At 68.4% G+C, this 15824-nt stretch carries 16 protein-coding genes; 5 read left to right on the forward strand and 11 right to left on the reverse strand.

The window, feature by feature from the left end:
• Positions 1-110: 110 nt before the first annotated feature.
• Together C8258_RS05425 and C8258_RS05430 are read right to left on the reverse strand one after the other, a co-directional pair.
• Positions 111-815: a class I SAM-dependent methyltransferase gene (locus tag C8258_RS05425; protein ID WP_106954204.1), complete on the reverse strand. Its 705-nt coding sequence runs from the start codon at positions 813-815 to the stop codon at positions 111-113.
• 187 nt (positions 816-1002) lie between these two features.
• Positions 1003-2019 (reverse strand): hypothetical protein, encoded by a 1017-nt coding sequence (locus tag C8258_RS05430; RefSeq protein ID WP_106954205.1) that lies wholly within the window; start codon positions 2017-2019, stop codon positions 1003-1005.
• Positions 2020-2116: 97 nt separating this feature from the next.
• On the opposite strand from C8258_RS05430, the gene C8258_RS05435 reads away from it, so the two are divergent.
• The gene (locus C8258_RS05435; protein ID WP_106954206.1) at positions 2117-2713 is read left to right on the forward strand and encodes a TetR/AcrR family transcriptional regulator; all 597 of its coding nucleotides are present in this window, start codon (positions 2117-2119) and stop codon (positions 2711-2713) included.
• A gap of 27 nt (positions 2714-2740) precedes the next feature.
• Here C8258_RS05435 and C8258_RS05440 read toward each other — a convergent pair whose 3' ends face one another.
• The 4 genes from C8258_RS05440 to C8258_RS05455 all read right to left on the reverse strand — a co-directional run bounded on the left by C8258_RS05440 (position 2741) and on the right by C8258_RS05455 (position 6875).
• On the reverse strand, positions 2741-3454 hold the full coding sequence (locus C8258_RS05440; protein ID WP_106954207.1) for a hypothetical protein: 714 nt from the start codon (positions 3452-3454) through the stop codon (positions 2741-2743).
• Positions 3455-3595: 141 nt separating this feature from the next.
• On the reverse strand, positions 3596-4540 hold the full coding sequence (locus tag C8258_RS05445) for a MerR family transcriptional regulator (RefSeq protein ID WP_106954208.1): 945 nt from the start codon (positions 4538-4540) through the stop codon (positions 3596-3598).
• Positions 4541-4649: 109 nt separating this feature from the next.
• Positions 4650-5297, reverse strand: coding sequence for a DUF305 domain-containing protein (locus C8258_RS05450; RefSeq protein WP_106954209.1), 648 nt, complete (start codon positions 5295-5297; stop codon positions 4650-4652).
• Positions 5298-6875 carry an LVIVD repeat-containing protein gene (locus tag C8258_RS05455; RefSeq protein WP_106954210.1) on the reverse strand — a complete coding sequence of 526 codons (1578 nt, stop codon included), beginning with the start codon at positions 6873-6875 and terminating at the stop codon, positions 5298-5300. It abuts the gene before it with no gap.
• 256 nt (positions 6876-7131) lie between these two features.
• Between C8258_RS05455 and C8258_RS05460 the strand changes: the two genes are divergently transcribed.
• On the forward strand, positions 7132-7506 hold the full coding sequence (locus C8258_RS05460) for a hypothetical protein (protein WP_199195597.1): 375 nt from the start codon (positions 7132-7134) through the stop codon (positions 7504-7506).
• Between the two features lie 58 nt (positions 7507-7564).
• A complete protein-coding gene (locus tag C8258_RS05465) occupies positions 7565-8038 on the forward strand; it encodes a nuclear transport factor 2 family protein (protein WP_036500964.1) in 474 nt (157 codons plus the stop codon).
• Between the two features lie 16 nt (positions 8039-8054).
• On the opposite strand, the gene C8258_RS05470 is transcribed toward C8258_RS05465, so the two are convergent.
• The 4 genes from C8258_RS05470 to C8258_RS05485 all read right to left on the reverse strand — a co-directional run bounded on the left by C8258_RS05470 (position 8055) and on the right by C8258_RS05485 (position 13173).
• Entirely contained in the window at positions 8055-8954 is a 900-nt protein-coding gene (locus C8258_RS05470) for a 3-methyladenine DNA glycosylase (RefSeq protein ID WP_233224889.1), read from the reverse strand.
• Complete coding sequence (locus tag C8258_RS05475) at positions 8951-10015, reverse strand: hemolysin family protein (RefSeq protein ID WP_106954212.1); 1065 nt, start codon at positions 10013-10015, stop codon at positions 8951-8953. Before C8258_RS05475 ends, C8258_RS05470 begins: the two co-directional genes overlap by 4 nt.
• Positions 10008-11390: a hemolysin family protein gene (locus tag C8258_RS05480; RefSeq protein WP_106954352.1), complete on the reverse strand. Its 1383-nt coding sequence runs from the start codon at positions 11388-11390 to the stop codon at positions 10008-10010. The genes C8258_RS05475 and C8258_RS05480 overlap by 8 nt, the downstream gene beginning before the upstream one ends.
• 346 nt (positions 11391-11736) lie before the next feature.
• Entirely contained in the window at positions 11737-13173 is a 1437-nt protein-coding gene (locus C8258_RS05485; RefSeq protein ID WP_106954353.1) for a GuaB1 family IMP dehydrogenase-related protein, read from the reverse strand.
• A gap of 68 nt (positions 13174-13241) precedes the next feature.
• Between C8258_RS05485 and C8258_RS05490 the strand changes: the two genes are divergently transcribed.
• Positions 13242-13700 carry a PPOX class F420-dependent oxidoreductase gene (locus C8258_RS05490; protein WP_106954213.1) on the forward strand — a complete coding sequence of 153 codons (459 nt, stop codon included), beginning with the start codon at positions 13242-13244 and terminating at the stop codon, positions 13698-13700.
• Here the strand turns inward: C8258_RS05490 and C8258_RS05495 are convergent.
• Positions 13697-14224, reverse strand: coding sequence for a DUF1992 domain-containing protein (locus C8258_RS05495; protein ID WP_106954214.1), 528 nt, complete (start codon positions 14222-14224; stop codon positions 13697-13699). The two genes, C8258_RS05490 and C8258_RS05495, sit on opposite strands and share 4 nt — an antisense overlap.
• Before the next feature lie 146 nt (positions 14225-14370).
• On the opposite strand from C8258_RS05495, the gene C8258_RS05500 reads away from it, so the two are divergent.
• Positions 14371-15792 (forward strand): ethanolamine ammonia-lyase subunit EutB, encoded by a 1422-nt coding sequence (locus C8258_RS05500; RefSeq protein WP_106954215.1) that lies wholly within the window; start codon positions 14371-14373, stop codon positions 15790-15792.
• Positions 15793-15824: the final 32 nt, after the last annotated feature.

Genomic DNA, 15824 nt, shown 5'->3' on the forward strand with positions numbered 1-15824 from the left:
CCACAACTGCGGTCGGGTGCCCGGGGTCGGCATCCGGCCCGGGAATTCGGCAGTGCCGCGAGGCGTCGACGACCGGCGATCCGGGATGTCGGAGCTGTACAGCGGGTTCGTCACGCCGCGGGGAGCGTCCAGGCCAGCGCCATGCTGAACGGATGTCCGAGCAGATCCTTCCACTTCGGCTTGGCCGCGAGCCAGGCCTCCTCGACCAGCGCCTCGGCGGCCTCCTCCAGCCGCCAGCCCGCGTCGTTCCCGGCGGTGACGTGCTCGCTGAACATGTGCAGGTGGGTGTCGATCGCCAGCGGTTCACCCGACTCGCCGGTGTAGTGCGTGGGCATTCCGGTCACCATGAGGAACTGCGGGTGGTAGCTGACCAGGACGAAGGCGCCGCCGGGCGCTGCCAGCCGCCGGGCTTCGGCGTAGAGCGGGGTGAGGTCGGGGAGATGCTCATCGATGAGGGAGCAGATCACCAGATCGTAAGTGCCGCTGGGCAATCCGCTGTCACGCACGTCCGCATGGCTGAGTGTGGTGTGTGCCCCGCGGTCGCGTGCCACGCTGAGCATCCCCTCGCTCAGATCCACCCCATCGATGTGCGCGACTCCCCGCTCACGCAACCAGTGGCCGGTGCGGCCGGTACCGCAGCCCAGGTCGGCCGCGCGGCGCACGCGCTCCCAGTCCGGTCGGCGCAGCCGGTTCAGCAGTGCCAGATCCATGTCGTCCATGACGGTCTGGTCATAGGTCGGGGCCCATCCGTCGTATCCGATGGCGACGTCGACGGTGCGGTAGTTACGGCGATCGAAGTCCGCGAAGATCGGCATAACGCCAGTATTGTCCCCGCGGCAAGCGCTTTTTCGAGCTGGATTTCGCCCCACCGCGGGGGCTGACGCCGAGCTCGGCGATCGTGAGGGCTTCTGATTGCCCGGCACTCTCGCCGCTGCTCTATACGGAGCAGAAGCGCCGCACAAGTAACCGATGTCAACGGGCCGGGTTGGCGAGTGGGGACAATCACGCCGTTGGGGCGAGCTGTGCGGGTGCGGGGTCGTGCGCCTGCTCAGGGAGGTGGCGGGTGCGCCAGGGGAGAGTCGCCAGCAACAGTCCGCCCACCGCCCAGCAGCTCAGCACCACCAGCGCCGCTGCCGAGCCGGAGCCGCCGAAATAGGCGGTCGAGCGCAGCGCGGTAGCCGCCGCGCCGGGTGGGAGCAGGGTCCCGAGGGTGCCCCACCCGGTGGGCAGTAGTTCCGGTGCGGACATGGCACCGGAAAGCGGAATGCCCAGTGCGACAAAAGTTGCCGCGCCCACTCCCAGTCCGGCGATGCCGATGGCGGCGCGCAGGCCGAGTAGTGTCAATGCGGTCGCGCCGATCGCCAGGGCGATCACTCCGGCGTTGGCGAGGTAGTTCCCAGTCAGCACGTCGAGCCAGGTTTGCAGGACGGCGGTGACCGCGAATCCGGCGATGAGTGCGACGGCCACGGCCGCACCGATCCGCGTGGCGCGGCCCAGTGTCAGCAGTGAGAGGGCGGCGCCGGTCAGCAGGCCGCCGATGACCATCGGAACCAGGGTGAGGCCGAAGACCGCGCCGCGCGGGTCGGCGGCAGGTGCCGCGACCACATCGGTGATTACCGGTGTCGGCGAAAGCTGTTGCGGCGCAGGGGGTTGCATCCGTTGGCTCATGCTCCGGGCCGCCTCGCTCAGGGCCTGGGCGACCGCGGGACCGGCTGCGGAGGCCGTCAGCACCTCCGGCCCGTTCGCGCCGATCACGATGGCGCCGTAGATGTCGCGATCCTCGATGGCCTGAACGGCCGCGGGGCGGTCGGGATACGTCGTGGCGTCGATCGCCGAGTCGCCGAGGGCGCCGAGCCCCTGGCGTACCTGTTCGACGGCGGGCGCCGGGCCGGCCACGCCGACCGGGAGATGGCGTGGGGCCAGGTTGCTGGTCGGCCAGGCGAAGGCGGTGACCAGCACGGTGATCAGGGCGGACAGGGCCAGAACCGGTCCGAGAACGGTGGCGGGCGACGGTCGCATCGCAACTCCAAAGAGAAGGAACGTTCTTTTTGTGTTTCGAGCATGCGCCGAACGCGCCGAGATTGTCAAGAACGAACGTTCTTTTTATGATGCGGTGATGCCGCGACTGACCGAAGAGCGTCGTAACGCCCGGCGCGATCAGCTCATCGCCGCCGCCGTGCGGTGTGTGGCCCGGGAGGGATTCCACAAGACGACGATGTCCGCGGTCATCGCCGAATCGGGGATGTCGGCCGGCGCGGTCTACGGCTACTTCGCATCCAAGAACGACATCATCCGCGCGATCGCCGATTCCGTGCTCGGCCGGATGACCGCGAATCTGGCGCGGCTCACCGAAGGGGAAACGCCGGTGGCGCCGATCGACGCGCTGGAGTCGGTTCTCGGGCAGATAGCGGATCTGGCCCGCGACGGCGATATTCCGCGCGTCGCGGTGCAGGCGTGGGCGGAGGCCGGGCGGGACGAGGCGGTTGCCGGGATCGTCCGCGAACGGCTGACGCAGGTCCGGGCCGCCTGGCGGGAGCTGCTCCTGCGCGCCCGCGAGGCCGGATTACTCTCCGCGCCAACCGATATCGATGCGCTGGCCAAGATCATGCTCGGCGCGATGATGGGCTTCCTGCAGCAGTACCTGCTCATGGGCGACGTCCGCCCGGATTCCTACGCTGCCGCCTACCGCAGTCTGGCGGGTGCCCCAGAGTAGGCGAACGAACGGGAGACGGAAGAAACGCTACTGCCGGGGCTCGATCCACAGCGCTTCGGCCAGGACGCGCAGATCGCCTTTCGGCGTGGAAATGGCCACGCCGACAGTGTGTTTGCGTCCGGAGGTGGCGATCGGCCAGGACCACACGAGGTATTTCTCCCCGGCGCGCACCGGCCCGATGCGACGGGTGGTGAGGGCGGCCGTGAGGCCCCCGGGCGACATTCCGGACAGTTCGATGGCGGCCCAGCCGCCGGGGCAGTCGACGGCCGACCAGATGTTCTCCGTGGTCAGATGTCCACCGGGCCCGGCCAATTCGGCATCGGGAATCCAGGCGGCCGCGACGAGGTCCTGGTCGCGCAGCCGCCACGGATACAGCCGCAGGCCCCGGCCCGGTGTGTTCGTGGTGCCGCAGCCGTAGCAGTCGGGAATGGCACGGCCCGCGGCGAACGAATCCCGTGACGCGACGACCGCGTCCTCCCACGTGGGTGGCGGCGTGACGGCCAATTCCACCGAACCCGGACTCGCCTCGGCAAGGACCGTGCCGTCGGAATCGGTGAGGACGCTGCCCGATTCGGTATCGGTGATCTGCACCGGCGTCCGCACCGGAACACCGCGCCGGAAGTCGACGCGCACCTCACCACCGACACGATCGGCGAGCAGGCCCGCCACGTACCCGCCGAACGCCAGATCCGGATAACCGTGGATATGCGTGGGAATGGTGATCGCCGTACCGACAGTCATTCGCGTCCGAACCTCTCGATTGTGTGCCGCCCCAGCGACCATAGCGGCACCCGCCGACAGATATATGTCGGCCGGGTGATAATCCGAGCGCGGGAACACCTGACCAGCCGCAACCGGGTCGGGTGTGACGCACACAGGAAGTCAATGCCGACTGTCGAGATCGGTACGCAGTGCCTGGCCGAACCAGGTGAACACCGGTTCCAGATCAGGGAGCGGAGGCCAGCCGTTGATAGTGGCCACAAACTGCCAATACCGCGATACGCGTGGGTCGTTGGCGACCTCGAGCCGTTCGAGGATCCACCACTTCAACCGGTCGTCGTCGGACTTCCCGAAGGCTTCGGCGTAGCGTGCGCTGAGCGTGGCGACAATACCGCGGGCCTGCTCGGAGGCCGGGAGGATCCCCTCCGCCAGTGCACGGCCGGCCACCGAACGCACCGCCTCGGTCAGGTCGTGATGCAATCCGGTGGTGTCCCCGTCGGCGCGCTGGGCCGCCTGATACTCGGCCATCCGCCGCACCGCCGCCCGGAAATCGGTGTCCTGCACCAACTCCACCAGCTCTATCCATGCCTCGACCTGCTCGGCGGTGGCGTCTTCGGGTAGTTCCGGCATGCTCGAACGCAGCAGTTCGACCATGGCCGGATTGGCATCGACACCGCCGAAGGTGTCGTCGATGAAATCGTGGACGAAGCGGCTCCGTTCGGCATCGGACAGGTTCACCAGTTTGTGCATCAGATCCATCTCCTGAGGGTTCGATTCCCGGTTCGCTACCGCCGCCGACACCGCGCGCCGCAGGCGAAGCGCCCGGATCTGCACGTCGAGGGCCGCTGCGTGCGCTGCGGCGACCTCGGCCAGCGAGGTCTCCCGGGCCAGCACTCGCCTGACCGTGGCCAGATCGATGTCCTGCTCGCGGAGTGTGCGGACCAGTTCCAGGCGAGCCAGGGCGTTCACGTCGTACAAGCGGTAGCCGGCCGGGCTGTGACAGGTCGCCGGAACGATCCCCTGATCGGAATAGAACCGGATCGTCTTCACCGAAAGACCGGTTCGCGCAGCCAGAGCGCCGATCGTGAGGAGGTTCTCGTCGTCCATACGCACAGCCTGCAGTCTCCCCCTGATGGAGACTCAACCCGACGCCCCGCCACCGGCAGCATCCTCCGGCGAGCCCGACCCACCCCGATCACGAAGTCGGGCCGGAGAACTACGGCAGTGGTTGTGCCCCGCGCTGGTTCAGCATCAGCGCGATCAACCCGGTCTCCTGACTCTGGGCGACTAGCATGGCCCGGGCCTGCTCCTTCACCGGACCGGAGGCGATCTGTTGATCGGCGGCGCGAGCCATCGCGATACCGCCCTGGTGGTGGCGGTACATCAATTGCAGGAACAGGACTTCCGCATCGCGGCCGCGAGCGGCCGAGAGCCGATCCAGTTCGGCCATGGTCGCCATCCCCGGCATGCCGGGCGAGGCGGCAGTAGACGTCGTGCTCATCGAATGATGGTGAGCCGCAGTCGTATCCGCGGTCATCCAGGCCATCGGCCGGTCCGTTGTCGGAGCGGCGTTCGCCAGGCGCAGCCATCCGAGCATGGTGCCGATCTCCACCCGCTGTGACTGGTCGATCTGCTGCGCCAGCCGCGATACCTGGGGGTCCACCCCGGGATCCAGGCGCTGCACCATCTGGATCGCCTGCTGGTGATGAGCCGTCATATCCTGGGTGAACCCGATTTCGGTGGCATCGAGAACCGGTGCGGCGGTGTGCTTCTCGGGCAGGACGACCGGCCGCAGCGCGGCGCCGATCACCAGCAGGATCAACGCCACCGCCGCGTAGGATCCCCAGCGTAGCCACCGCGACATCTAGGACCCCACGATCGACTGCTGGTCGGCCGGTGGCGAATACACGTCGTTGTCCAGCTGCAACACCATGAATCCGTTGTCGTTGCAGGAGGTCCACAACTGGCTGCCGTGCCATTCCGGCGGCGCGAAACACCAGTCGGAGGACACGTCACCGAAGGCCAGCATCCCGGTGCGTGGCGACAAGGCCTGGGCCGGATCGAATTTGCCGTCCAGAATGGCGCGCGCCACCGAGAACCCTTCCAGCGCAGGCGGTCCGATCAGGGAACCCAGCGCGTGCGGGGAGTTCCACAGTTGCAGATTCTGTCCGGTGCGGGCGGGCGGATTGAAGTAGGCGATCTCGTGCACCCGGAACGGATCGCGCACATCGAACACCCGGATGCCGGACGATTCCCATCCGCAGGCCAGCGCCGTCGGATTCTCGGGACGGTCGGCCGCGCAGTAGTGCGGATCGTAGGAGAACACCGACCCGCCCATCGACGAGGCGAGCATGCTGTCCTGATTCTCCGGCAGATCGATCCGCAACTTGATCTTCTCGACGACCTTCGGGTTGTTCTCGTCGGAGACGTCGACCAGTTTCACTCCGCCGGCTCCCGCCTCGTCGACGGTGAACAGATACGGTGTGCCGTCGTAGCTGACCGGCACACTGTGCTGGGTCGCCCAGCCGTCGGTCCAGAACACCCGCCCGATGTGGTTGACCTGCGGATTCGGATCGCGACGCTGCACCGCGCTGATATCGAGCACGGTGAATCCGCCCAGTGCCGACAGATACATGCGGTTGCCGTCGGGGCTGATGCCGAAGCCGTGCGCCTCGATGCCGGTGAGCCCCTGCCAGATCACGTGGGGGTTCGCCGGATCGGTGAGGTCGACCGCGCTGACGAATCCGGGCGCGATGCCCGAGGCCCAGTAGGTGCGGCCGTCGGGGGAGAAGCCGCCCTCGTGGGTGGTGATGGGCAGGGGCATCGCCAGGTTGGTACCCGGCCCCGGGTTGAGCAGCCGCGGATGCGCACAGTCGGAGATGTCGTAGACCGACAGGTAGCCCGTGCCCTCCAGGAACGGAACTCCGGTGCCCACCAGCAGTTTCCGTGCGGCGTTGACCTTCAGGCTCTCCCAGGTGCCGGCCATCATCGCCGGTTCGGTGAGGGTGGTGCTCAACACCGGATGCGCCGGGTCGGAGGCATCGATCACCTGCACGCCCTGTGCGGGACCGAGCAGATCGCCGGGGAAGAACGAGCCGGTGTAGGAGCAGTGATCGTAGGTGGTCGAGGTGATGCCGGCGCCGTGCCCGGCATATCCGCCGACGAACGACATATTGCAGGTGTAGCCCTGCGTGCTGCGACCGGAGGCGCGGTCGGCGGCCGGAACGTCGCCCTGCATACCGGTTTCCGGCCGCGAACCCGGACCGCAGTCGGCCGGGGGCACCGCGACCTTGCCGATATCGAGGAATTCCTGCACCTGGGTGGCGATATCGGATTGCAGATCCGCCGACGCGCCGCCGACCGGCAGGATCGCGGCGGCGAGTACGGCGGCGGCCGCGGCGATGAGTGGTTTGGGCGTGCGTCTGCCAGAGCTCCGCGCCATTGCGGGACCCCCACTTTCCACAGTGAAACGGGCTGAGCGTCACCGCCGCCGAGATAGTCGGTACCACCGGTTGCGGACAACGCATCGAAACGGTAGCTCAGCCACCTTCTCATCGGGTCGGTTTTCGGAGAAAGCGGTCCGGGTGCTCCGAGCTGTTGCGCCGCAGCAACACGTGAGACAAACTCTGCGCATGGGAATGAAACACGTTGCAGTCATATCGGGTGCGGTGGCTGCCGCGTTGAACGCCGGAGTGGGAATGGCTGCGGCAGCACCGAATCCGGCCGATACGCCCCGGCAGGCCGTCGCCCGCGCATATATCGACGCGCTGGTTTCACACGATGCGAGTGCCGTGCCGTTCGCGCCGGACGCCACCCGTGTCGAAGCCGGGCTGAAAACGGGCTATTCGGGTCCGCAGCTTACTCAGGAGCTGAATCACGGCGTCCAATATTCGGTAATTCAGGATATTCGCGATGTGCGGATGACCGAATGCGGTGATGTGGTGACCGCACGCTATCTGCTCGACTCCGGTGTCGCCGGAGTGCGGTTGATGACCGTCGACATCACCGAAACCTTCGTCATTCCCGACGGCACCATCCACACCATCAACGCCACCATCGACCCGGTGGTGTGACCGCGCGCGGCGCGGGATCGGAAAGCACCGGAACCCAACCGGAGAGCGAGGAAAAGGTATGTCCGACAACGACGAACCGCGGGCGGTAGTGCTGCGGCTGTGGGCGGCACTGGCCCGGCGCGACTGGGACGCGGTGGCCGCATCGCTCACCGAGGACTGTATCTACCTCGACGTGCCGACCGGTCCCACGCTGGCGGCGAAGGGACCCGCCGACACCGTCAAGCGCCTGCGCATCGGGCTGGCGGGGCTGGCCGAATACACCAATCACGACGGTCTGCTGGTCGCCGAGGGGCCCGACGTGATCTACGAGCACTCCGAAACCTGGGTATGGCCGACCGGCGAGCGCGCCGAACTGCCCTTCGTCTCGGTGCACCGCGTGCGCGACGGGCGCGTCTCGCTGTGGAAGGACTACTGGAACTTCGAGACGCTCACCTCGGCGGCGCCGTCCACCTGGCTGGCGGATTTCGCGGCGGCGGATATGTCGTGGATCTACGACGCCACGGCGGAATTGAGTATCCGGCGCGCGAGCTGAGCCGCTCACCACGCGGTCAGAACGACGCGAGCAGTGCCCGGCAGCGGCCGAGTAGGTGGGTGCGCAGCGGCTGCGCCCGCCGGGCCAACTCGGATTGAGCGCGGACGTATTCCGCACGGCCGCCGGGGGTTTCGATGGCGATCGGCTGGTAGCCGTAGTCGGTGAGGTCGTAGGGACTGGCCCGCATATCGATTTCGCGGGCCGCGCAGGCGAGGGCGAGACAGTCCAGCAGCAGATCGGAATCGATCAGCGGCACCAGCTTGAACGCCCACTTGTACAGATCCATGCCCGCGTGCAGGCAGCCGGGCTGTTCCCGGCGGACCTGGTCCTCGCGCGTGAGTTGTTCGGTATTGCGCGGCGCGGCCTCGGGAGTGAAGAAGCGGAAGGCGTCGAAGTGCGTGCAGCGCAACGACATCGAATCGACCACGGCGTCGGTTCCGGCACGTCCGAGCCGCAGCGGGACCTGCCGGTGGCGCACGTCGTCACTGCGGTAGACCATCGCCCACTCGTGTAATCCGAAGCAGGACAGGTGCGCCGGCCGGTCCGCGGTCGCCGACAGCAGGGCCGCGACGAATTCCACGGTGTCGCGGCGGCGGTCGAGAAAGGCCGGGTCGGCGGTATGGACCGGTCCGCCGGGCGTCTCGACCCGGTGATAGCCGCGGCGCTGCGCGTACTCCTCGGCGTCGGCCAGCGCCACGCCGAAACCCGGATGCCAGCGGCGCAGCTGGGCCGGTTTGTGGCCGTAGTAGGTGAACAGGAAGTCGATCACCGGATGTGTGCCGCCGTGGGCGCGTTGGCGCAGGTACGGGCCGACCATCTCGTCGACCCGTTCCCGATGCGCCTGTGCCCGGGCCCGCCACCGGTCCGGCGGCAGGACCCGAAGCCCCTGCACCGCCGGTGTCGCGTCCACGGTCATTCCGCCACCCGGTGGGTGGCATCGCGCACGGTACCCACGAACTCTTCCACCAGATCCTCGAGCGCGACGATGCCGACGGTATTGCCGCGGGTGTCGATGACCCGGCCCAGATGGCTGCTGGTGCGGCGCAACCGGGCCAGTGCCTCGTAGAGCGTGGTGCCCATGCTCAGCGTCGGCAGCGGCCGGATATCGGTGCGCGGGATCGGCGTCGACGGTCCGGCCGAATCGTCGGCCACCTTGTCCAGTACGTCCTTGACGTGCAGATAACCCACCAGCGAGCCGTCGGAGGCGCGCACCGGATAGCGGGAGAAGCCGGTTTCGGCGACCGCGGATTCGATATCGCCGAGGGTGGTGCCGTCACCGCGCAGCGGCACACACCGCGTCTTGGCCAGCGGGACCATCACATCGGCGACGATCCGGTCGGTGGTGCCCAGCGCCTGGGTGAGGCGGCGGTGCTCCTCCTCGTCGATGAGACCTTCCGAGCGGGATTCGCCGATCATCTCCGCCAGCTCCACCGACGACACGGTGGCGTCGAGTTCGTCCTTGGGCTCGATGCGCAGTGCACGCAGCGTGAGATTGGCGGCCAGATTATACAGGCCGATCAGCGGGCGGGCCAGGCGCAACCACCACAGCATGATCGGAACCAGCAGCAACGCCACCCGCTCCGGCCCGGCCAGGGCGATGTTCTTGGGGATCATCTCGCCCATCAGCATGTGCAGGATCACCACGATCCCCAGGGCCAATGCGAATCCCACCGGATGCAGCAGCTGATCCGGCACGCCGACCAGATCGAACGGGCGCTCGAGCAGATGCGCGATCGCCGGTTCGCCGATGCGGCCCAGCAGCAGCGAGCAGATGGTGATGCCCAGCTGGGCGGCGGCCAGCATCATCGACAGATGCTCGGCCGCGCCGATCACCGTGCCGGCTCCCCGTTTACCTTGGGCGGCAAGGGTTTCCAGCCGGTCCCGGCGGGCCGAGATGAGCGCGAACTCGGCTCCGACGAAGAAGGCGTTGGTGCCGAGCAGGACGACGGTCAGCAACAGTCCGAACAGATCACCCATGGCTGAGCTCCCACGTCGTCACCGCATCAGCGTCCACCGGCTGCATCAGCACCCGGTCGATGCGTCGTCCGTCCATTCGTTCCACCCGGGCCAGCCAGCCGCCGTGGGTATGCGGTTGCATCCCGTGCCCGTTGGTCGAGCTGGGAGTGGGCAGCAACACCTCGTCGCCGGCCACCGGAATCCGGCCCAGGGTGGTCAGAACCAGTCCGCCGAGGGTGTCGTATTCACCCTCGGGCGCGTCGTAGCCGGTGGCCCGGGAAACCTCGTCGATGCGCAACAGGCCGGAACAGTTCCAGCCCAGGGCGGTGCGGCGCACGTCGAGTTCCTCCTCGTCGTGCTCGTCGCGGACGTCGCCGAGGATCTCCTCGATGATGTCCTCCATGGTCACCAGGCCCGCGGTGCCGCCGTATTCGTCGACGACCAGTGCGAGCTGCATCCCGTCGGCGCGCACCCGTTCCAGCACGGTGTCACCGTCGAGGCTGGCGGGCACGATCGGCACCGGCCGCGCGATCGAGGACAGCGCGATCGTGCCGCGCTGCCCGCCCGGATACAGGAACGCCTGTTTGACGTGCACGATGCCGAGGGTGTTGTCCAGATCGCCGTCGATGACCGGAAAACGCGACAGTCCGGTGCGGCCGGCGGCGGCGATGAGATCGGTGATGGTGTCGTTCTGATCCAGCGTTTCGATCTTCACCCGTGGCGTCATGAGGTCTTCGGCACTGCGCTCACCGAACAGCAGCGAGCGGTCCACCACGAGGGCGGTGCGCTGATCGAGCGATCCGCGCATGGCGGAGGTGCGCACCAGCGAACCCAGTTCCTGAGGTGAGCGTGCCGACCGCAATTCCTCGGCCGGTTCGATGCCCAGCCGGCGCACCGCCCAGTTCGCGGCGCCGTTGAGCAGTTTGATCAGCCAGGAGAAGACCGTGGTGAACACGATCATCGGACCGGCCGTCCACCGCGCGGTGGTCAGCGGTTTGGCGATCGCGATGTTCTTGGGGACGAGCTCGCCGTAGGTCATCGACAGCGAGGTCGCCAGCACCAGGGCGATCACCAGCGAAATACCCTGTGCCGTCCCGGGGCCGACGCCGAGTGCGGTGCAGATCGGCTCGATCAGCCTGGCCAGCACGGGTTCGGCGATATAACCGGTGACCAGGGTGGTGATGGTGATGCCGAGCTGCGAGCCCGACAGCTGAAACGACAGGGTGCGATGGGCGTGGCGAACCTGGCGGGCGCGACGGTCACCCTCGCGGGCGTGCGCCTCGACGGTGCTGCGCTCGAGTGCGGTGAGCGAGAATTCGGCAGCGACGAAGATCGCCGTGCCCGCGGTGAGCGCGATGAATCCCAGCAGGCTGACGATGGTGAGCACTACGGACACGATCGGCACCGCCCACCGGGTAACGGAGGATCTGCGGAGACGGAGGCGCCGGGTTGGTCACCCGGCTCGGTAGAGGAGCCCTCCTGTGTGGCGCCCTCGGACGCGGGTGACAACTGGTTCCTTTCGCAAGTGGACGAGCCGAACAAAAACGCAATGCCGGTCGGCGGAGCAGTCTCCGCCGGTCGGCACAGACTATGTTACCGGGATCCCCGCGGCCGCCGAGCGGCACGGCGCGCCGCGCCCCCTCCGGCGCGGTGAATCGGCTCGCGGCGGCCGCGGAGACGCCTGGTGTGTGGCGGGCTCCTCTTGGCCCGCCGTCCGCGAGCCGCGCCGCGTGGGGTAATCCTCACCACCCCGAGGGCAGCGGGCGTCCTTCCGCGAAACCGGCGGCCGACTGCACGCCGAGCACCGCCTTCTCGTGCAGTTCGGCGAGCGTGCGGGCCCCGGCGTAGGTGCAGGCGCTGCGCACGCCGGAGCAGATGTGGTCGATGAGGTCCTCGACGCCGGGGCGTTCCGGATCCAGCCGCATCCGCGAGGAGGAGATGCCCTCTTCGAACAGCGCCTTGCGCGCGCGGTCGAATCCGCTGTCGGCGGCGGTGCGGGCGGCCACGGCGCGCTTGGAGGCCATGCCGAAGCTCTCCTTGTAGGCGTTGCCGTCGCGGTCCACGCGCAGATCGCCGGGCGATTCGTAGGTGCCGGCGAACCAGGAGCCGATCATCACGTTCGACGCGCCCGCGGCCAGTGCCAGCGCCACGTCACGGGGATGACGGACGCCGCCGTCGGCCCAGATGTGCACGCCGAGATCCTTTGCCGCCGCGGCACATTCGGCGACCGCGGAGAACTGCGGGCGGCCCACGCCGGTCATCATGCGGGTGGTGCACATGGCGCCCGGGCCCACGCCGACCTTGACGATGTCGGCCCCCGCCTCGGCCAGGTCGCGGGTTCCGGCCGCGGACACCACATTGCCCGCCACCAGCGGTACGCCCAGCTCGAGATCGGCGACCGCGCGCAGCGCCTCGAGCATCTTCTCCTGATGGCCGTGGGCGGTGTCGATGACCAGGACGTCGGCGCCGGCGTCGACCAGAGCCTTCGCCTTCCCCGGAATATCGCCGTTCACCCCGACCGCGGCCGCGATGCGCAGTGCGCCGTGACGATCCACGGCAGGGGTGTAGATACCGTCGCGGACCGCGCCGGTGCGGGTCACCACACCGGCGAGGGTGCCGTCGTCGTGGACCAGCACCGCGAGACCGGCATGGGCGGCCTCGAGCCGGTCGAAGATCTCGCGCGGCGAGGCGGTGGCGGCGGCGCTGACGAAATCGGCGTCGGCGACGGTGCGTAGCCGTGCGAACCGGTCCACGTCGGCGCAGGCCGCTTCGGTGACGACACCGACCGGCTTGTCGTTCTCGACGATCACCACGGCGCGGTGGGCGCGCTTGTGGATCAGCGCGAGCGCGTCCGACACCGAATGATCCGGCCCGAGCGTGACGGGGGTGTCGGCGGTGAGCGAACGGCTCTTGACGAAGGAGATGGTGTCGGCGGCCGCGGTGATCGGCAGATCCTGCGGCAGCACCACGATGCCGCCGCGGCGCGCGACCGTTTCGGCCATGCGGCGCCCGGCGACCGCGGTCATGTTCGCGACCACGATGGGAATGGTGGTGCCGGTTCCGTCGCTGGTGGACAGGTCCACATCGAACCGCGACGACACATCGGTGCGATTGGGTACGAGGAAAAGATCGTCGTAGGTGAGGTCGTACGGCGGCGTGTGTCCTGGGAGAAACTGCACTCCGGCCATTGTAGGGGAACCGATCATGGCAGGGTGGGCGCGAAAGGACCGTCGAGAAAGGATCGCCCATGCCACGGATCGCGACCGCCACCGAGGTCGACCGGACCGAACTGCTCGACTTCGCCCGCGAGCGTCACCGCGGCGTCCTGGTCACCACACGCGCCGACGGCGCCCCGCAGATGTCTCCGGTGACCTGCGGCGTCGACGGCTCCGGCCGGATCGTGATCTCCACCCATCCCGGGCGGGCCAAGACCCGCAACGTCCGGCGCGACCCGCAGGTGTCGATCTGTGTGCTGTCCGACGACTGGGACGGCCCGTACGTCCAGATCGACGGGCGCGCCGAGGTGCTCGACATGCCCGAAGCGCTGGACGGACTGGTGGACTACTACCGCTGCATCGCGGGTGAGCATCCGGACTGGGACGACTATCGCGCGGCGATGGCGCGGCAGAACAAGTCGCTGATCCGGATCGAGGTGCAGCGGTGGGGGCCGGTCGCCACGGGCGGATTCCCGCCTTCGCAGGATTAGGCCGCGCCGGGGCGCTCGCGGCGGATCAGTCGGCGCCACCACGGTGGGCGGCTGTCCCGATGTCGCGTGGAAGTGGTTGCGGGAGAGGTCTTTCCGCTACCGGCGGGCAGCCGTTGCCGGATGCGCCGGTCGGCGCGCCAGCGCGCGACCACCTCGTCGGCTCGCGCCGGGGCGAGGCGGACGTGTGGTCCGTGCGGCATCCGGATCCATTCCACGATGCGCATGTTGAGTTCGGAGACGTAGGTGCGGACCTCGGCCTCGGAGTCCATCTCCGCAACCCGCTCGGGCAACCGCTCGAGATCGCGACGCAGCGTCAGCGAGGTCGGCAGCAACGCCTCACCGCCGACCCCCTCGCGACGCAGGTAGTTGTTCAGCCACCAGTTCTCGTCGTACGGGTCGCCCATGCCGGGCAGGGGTTTGCCGGTGCCGGCCAGATTGTCGAATTCGCCGCGCTCGGTTGCCTCGCGGATCTGCTTGTCGATCCAGGATTCGAATCCCATGCGGGCCGGTTTGCGTTCGGTCATGCGCGCCTCCCCGTGGTGTCGGAGTGCTTACCCGATCGTAACGCGTTGGGACATAACGGACATCGCAGGGTGCGGGCGCGGCGGTACGCTGGCAGCCACCACCGGCGGTGAGGGTGGACAGGACGCGCGTATCCGGAGGAGACCCGATGACGCGGTATCAGCAGACCCTCCACGGCCGGACCTACGCCTTCGACGGGCTGGTCGACCTGCTGGCGAAGGCGACACCGCTGCGCAGCGGCGACGAACTGGCCGGGTGCGCGGCGAGTTCGGACGCGGAGCGGGCCGCGGCGCAATGGGCGCTGGCCGAGGTGCCGCTGCGCGAATTCCTGAACGATCCGGTGGTGCCGTACGAGACCGACGAGGTCACCCGGCTGATTCTCGACCACCACGATCGCGCCGCCTTCGCGCCGATCGCGCACCTGTCCGTCGGCGGGCTGCGGGACTGGCTGCTCGCGGTGGCCGCCGGATCGGAGCCGGAACCACCGGCAGCGGTATTGCGTTCCGTGGCAGCGGGTTTGACGCCTGAGATGGTGGCGGCGGTGAGCAAGCTGATGCGCAATCAGGATCTGATCGCGGTCGCGCGGGCAGCCGAGGTGCGCTCCGGTTTCCGCACCACCATCGGACTGCCGGGGCGGCTGGCCACCCGGTTGCAGCCCAATCATCCCACCGACGATCCGCGCGGAATCGCCGCCGCGGTACTCGACGGATTGCTGCTCGGCTGTGGTGATGCGGTGATCGGCGTGAATCCGGCCACCGACTCGCCGCGAGCCGCCGCCGAGCTGCTGACGCTGCTCGACGACGTGCGGACCCGATTCGACATCCCGGTGCAGTCCTGCGTACTCGCCCATGTGACCACCACGCTGGGGCTGATCGAGGCGGGGGCGCCGGTGGATCTGGTGTTTCAGTCGGTCGCGGGGACCGAGGCGGCGAATGCGAGTTTCGGGGTGAATCTGTCGCTGCTGCGCGAGGCCGATGCCGCCGGTCGGTCGCTGGGGCGCGGAACCGTCGGCGACAACGTGATGTATCTGGAAACCGGGCAGGGCTCGGCATTGTCGGCGGGCGCGCATCTCGGTACCGGTGGCAGGCCCGTCGATCAGCAGACGCTCGAGGCGCGGGCGTACGCCGTCGCGCGGGAACTGGAACCGTTACTGGTCAACACGGTCGTCGGGTTCATCGGCCCGGAATACCTGTACGACGGCAAACAGATCGTGCGGGCCGGACTCGAAGATCACTTCTGTGGCAAACTGCTCGGCCTGCCGATGGGCGTCGACGTCTGCTACACCAACCACGCCGAGGCCGATCAGGACGATATGGACACCCTGCTCACGCTGCTGGGTGCGGCCGGCGTCGCGTTCGTGATCGCGGTCCCCGGGGCCGACGATGTGATGCTCGGCTACCAGAGCCTGAGCTTCCACGACGCCCTGTACGTGCGCCGGCTGCTGGGACTCGCGCCCGCGCCGGAGTTCGAGCAGTGGCTGGCAGGGCTGGGCATGCTGGACGCGGCGGGCGGTATCGCCGCGGTGGAACCGCTGAGCTCGCCGCTGCGGGAATTGGCGGGTCCCCGATGAGCGCGGAGCATCGGGATGGGAGTCGTGGTTGG

The organism is Nocardia sp. MDA0666 (assembly GCF_003023875.1).
Taxonomy (GTDB): Bacteria; Actinomycetota; Actinomycetes; order Mycobacteriales; family Mycobacteriaceae; genus Nocardia; species Nocardia aobensis.

Excerpts from the sequence above, each read along its gene's own strand:
- C8258_RS05450 (WP_106954209.1), bottom strand. The coding sequence starts at position 5,297 with ATGTCGCGGTGGCTACGCTGGGGATCCTACGCGGCGGTGGCGTTGATC.
- C8258_RS05440 (WP_106954207.1), bottom strand. The coding sequence starts at position 3,454 with ATGACTGTCGGTACGGCGATCACCATTCCCACGCATATCCACGGTTAT.
- C8258_RS05475 (WP_106954212.1), bottom strand. The coding sequence starts at position 10,015 with ATGGGTGATCTGTTCGGACTGTTGCTGACCGTCGTCCTGCTCGGCACC.
- C8258_RS05460 (WP_199195597.1), top strand. The coding sequence starts at position 7,132 with ATGGCTGCGGCAGCACCGAATCCGGCCGATACGCCCCGGCAGGCCGTC.
- C8258_RS05495 (WP_106954214.1), bottom strand. The coding sequence starts at position 14,224 with ATGACCGAACGCAAACCGGCCCGCATGGGATTCGAATCCTGGATCGAC.
- C8258_RS05425 (WP_106954204.1), bottom strand. The coding sequence starts at position 815 with ATGCCGATCTTCGCGGACTTCGATCGCCGTAACTACCGCACCGTCGAC.
- C8258_RS05465 (WP_036500964.1), top strand. The coding sequence starts at position 7,565 with ATGTCCGACAACGACGAACCGCGGGCGGTAGTGCTGCGGCTGTGGGCG.
- C8258_RS05470 (WP_233224889.1), bottom strand. The coding sequence starts at position 8,954 with ATGACCGTGGACGCGACACCGGCGGTGCAGGGGCTTCGGGTCCTGCCG.
- C8258_RS05455 (WP_106954210.1), bottom strand. The coding sequence starts at position 6,875 with ATGGCGCGGAGCTCTGGCAGACGCACGCCCAAACCACTCATCGCCGCG.
- C8258_RS05445 (WP_106954208.1), bottom strand. The coding sequence starts at position 4,540 with ATGGACGACGAGAACCTCCTCACGATCGGCGCTCTGGCTGCGCGAACC.
- C8258_RS05500 (WP_106954215.1), top strand. The coding sequence starts at position 14,371 with ATGACGCGGTATCAGCAGACCCTCCACGGCCGGACCTACGCCTTCGAC.
- C8258_RS05490 (WP_106954213.1), top strand. The coding sequence starts at position 13,242 with ATGCCACGGATCGCGACCGCCACCGAGGTCGACCGGACCGAACTGCTC.
- C8258_RS05430 (WP_106954205.1), bottom strand. The coding sequence starts at position 2,019 with ATGCGACCGTCGCCCGCCACCGTTCTCGGACCGGTTCTGGCCCTGTCC.
- C8258_RS05435 (WP_106954206.1), top strand. The coding sequence starts at position 2,117 with ATGCCGCGACTGACCGAAGAGCGTCGTAACGCCCGGCGCGATCAGCTC.